The organism is Pseudonocardia sp. Ae505_Ps2 (assembly GCF_001932425.1).
GTDB lineage: Bacteria > Actinomycetota > Actinomycetes > Mycobacteriales > Pseudonocardiaceae > Pseudonocardia.
Genome location: NZ_MCIP01000011.1, coordinates 1 through 1958 on the forward strand (window position 1 = coordinate 1; position 1958 = coordinate 1958).

Below are 1958 nucleotides of genomic sequence, written 5' to 3' on the forward strand. Positions count from 1 at the left end.
TGCGCACCGGAGTCGACATGGAGCCCGAGCAGACCGACGAGGACATCGTCGCCGAGGACCTGGAGGGCGAGCCCGTCGCGGTGATCCCCCCGCATTCCTGGAAGATCGTTGAGCCCCGTGCGGCCGAGCTGCTCCACATCACCGAGCGCGACGGCGCCGACGCCGCACGAGTCTGGCTCGACGACCTCGGCGTCGAGTGGTGGCTACCCACCGGCCTCACCGACACTCGCCGCCCCGGCGTCGCACCCGGCGCCGACGGCTGACCTTGCCGGGAGTCGTTTTCCTTAGGAAAACGCCTAACTCGCTCCGCCGCAGGCGGCACCGACACCCGCGTCGTCGATAGGACGACACCGGGCACGAGACCCGCGCCCGGCCGAAGATCATCAGTGGATGCATAGGTCCTGTGGTTCTGGAGGTCCTGTGGTTCTGGAGGTCCTGTCGCGAACGGTGTCGGCGACCGCCGGTCGGTGAGCGACTTGTCAATGACTCATTGACAAGTCGCTCGGCCTTGATCGCCGTGCGCGGAGCGCTGAGAGCGTCCCTGCCGCTTCGGACCGCCCTGGCGGGTGTCCTCCACCTTTGGCGGGGTTGTCGATGGGCGCAGGGGCCGACTCAGCCACGCGTACGGGCTGCTGCGGTGCCAGCTCCTCGACAGGGCTGGCCTTGGAGGGTGGGGCTGCGGTCACGTCGGCGCGCTTGCGCCTGCACGGCCGCTGCAGGGCCCGCAACCGCTCAGGGGGCACCGGCGGCCGTGCTGCCCAGGCTTGCGGGCCCTGCAGCGGCCGTGCTGCCCTCCGGGGCCGACGTGAGCGCAGCCCCACCCGGAGCCTCACGCCACCCGCCACCCCTGAAAACCGCACGCCTTTCTCGGCTGCTGCGGGAGCGGAGGTGCACCACGCAGTGGCCGCCGGAGGCGTGCAGTGGACCGGCGGGTGTCATTGGTCCTGGGCGTCGGGCTCTGCTTTTTGTGGGGGCGTGGCCCACCGCCGAGCGGTCATCCGAGGGATGCCGGTCAGGTACTCGACGGTGCGCCAGGACTGGGCGTCCTCGTAGAGGGCGTGCAGGACGAGTCCGCCGAGCATCGAATTTCGGCCGCGCCGGCGCCACGTCTCCTGGGCGGCGGTGATGAGGTCGGCGCGGAGGTCGCCGGTCTGCTGAGAGGGAGGGATGAGCTCGTCTAGGGCCTCCCGCTGGGCGCTGGTCATGACAGGGTCCTCTCGCTCTTGGTGTCTCATGCTAGGCATTGTCTCGCATCTCCGTGTCCTATGAGTGGGACGCAAGTCGTGCTAGTCTTGTGCTAATGGTGGGCAAGAATGGCGACGAGAGGCGGAGGACGTGCGTAGCTATCCGATCGACACCGACCGCGTGACCCTGATCAGCACCGGCACTGTGACGCCGGTGGCGAAGTGGGTCGAGTTGTCTGACGGCTCGCGCCGCCCGGACCCGCAGGGCCGCCAGGACACCGACGAGCACGGCCGCGGCCTGTGGCGGGTCGAGGCCCTGACCCCGGCCGACCAGGACGACGAGCGGGACAAGAGCGCTGTCGTCGAGATCCTGATCGCCTCCCACGACCGCCCGGCGGTGGGCTCGCTCGGTCAGCCGCTGCACTTCGACGGCCTGGTGATGACTCCCGGCTATGTGCAGCGCAAGACCGGTCAGCTCACCCCGCCGCGCTGGTCGGCGGACGGTATTCGTGGGCAGGTCGGGCGTGGTCGTAAGCCTGAGGGCGAGGCGGCCTGACATGGGCCTCTGGGCGAGGAGGGATCGGGCGGTCGATGAGCGTGAGGCCGATGGCCTGTGGTGGTCGTGGCGGCAGGCGTGCGAGGGCGCCGGGCTGTGCTGCCGGGTCGACACCGTCTCCGGCGCGACGGTTGTCGTGCCGCAGCTGGTCGACATCGTCCTGGGCCCGCCGACGGTGCTGACGATCAAGCTCCTGCCTGGTCAGCTGGTTGCCGATC

The 1958-nt window shown here is 70.0% G+C and carries 4 protein-coding genes; 3 read left to right on the forward strand and 1 reads right to left on the reverse strand.

What is annotated here, in order from left to right; genetic code table 11:
- Window positions 1-263 (forward strand): hypothetical protein (locus tag Ae505Ps2_RS29885; RefSeq protein ID WP_212567748.1); only part of this gene is annotated, 263 nt, incomplete at its 5' end.
- Between the two features lie 672 nt (window positions 264-935).
- Here Ae505Ps2_RS29885 and Ae505Ps2_RS29890 read toward each other — a convergent pair.
- Window positions 936-1205 carry a hypothetical protein gene (locus tag Ae505Ps2_RS29890; protein WP_075313538.1) on the reverse strand — a complete coding sequence of 90 codons (270 nt, stop codon included), beginning with the start codon at window positions 1203-1205 and terminating at the stop codon, window positions 936-938.
- 130 nt (window positions 1206-1335) lie between these two features.
- On the opposite strand from Ae505Ps2_RS29890, the gene Ae505Ps2_RS29895 reads away from it, so the two are divergent.
- Together Ae505Ps2_RS29895 and Ae505Ps2_RS32955 are read left to right on the forward strand one after the other, a co-directional pair.
- Window positions 1336-1740, forward strand: coding sequence for a hypothetical protein (locus Ae505Ps2_RS29895; RefSeq protein ID WP_075554438.1), 405 nt, complete (start codon window positions 1336-1338; stop codon window positions 1738-1740).
- A gap of 1 nt (window position 1741) precedes the next feature.
- Window positions 1742-1958, forward strand: a 217-nt coding sequence (locus Ae505Ps2_RS32955) for a hypothetical protein (protein WP_212567749.1), incomplete at its 3' end; no start/stop codon positions are given.

What these genes read in the sequence shown, in the direction of transcription:
- Ae505Ps2_RS29890 (WP_075313538.1), bottom strand. Translation starts at nt 1,205, where the DNA reads ATGACCAGCGCCCAGCGGGAGGCCCTAGACGAGCTCATCCCTCCCTCT.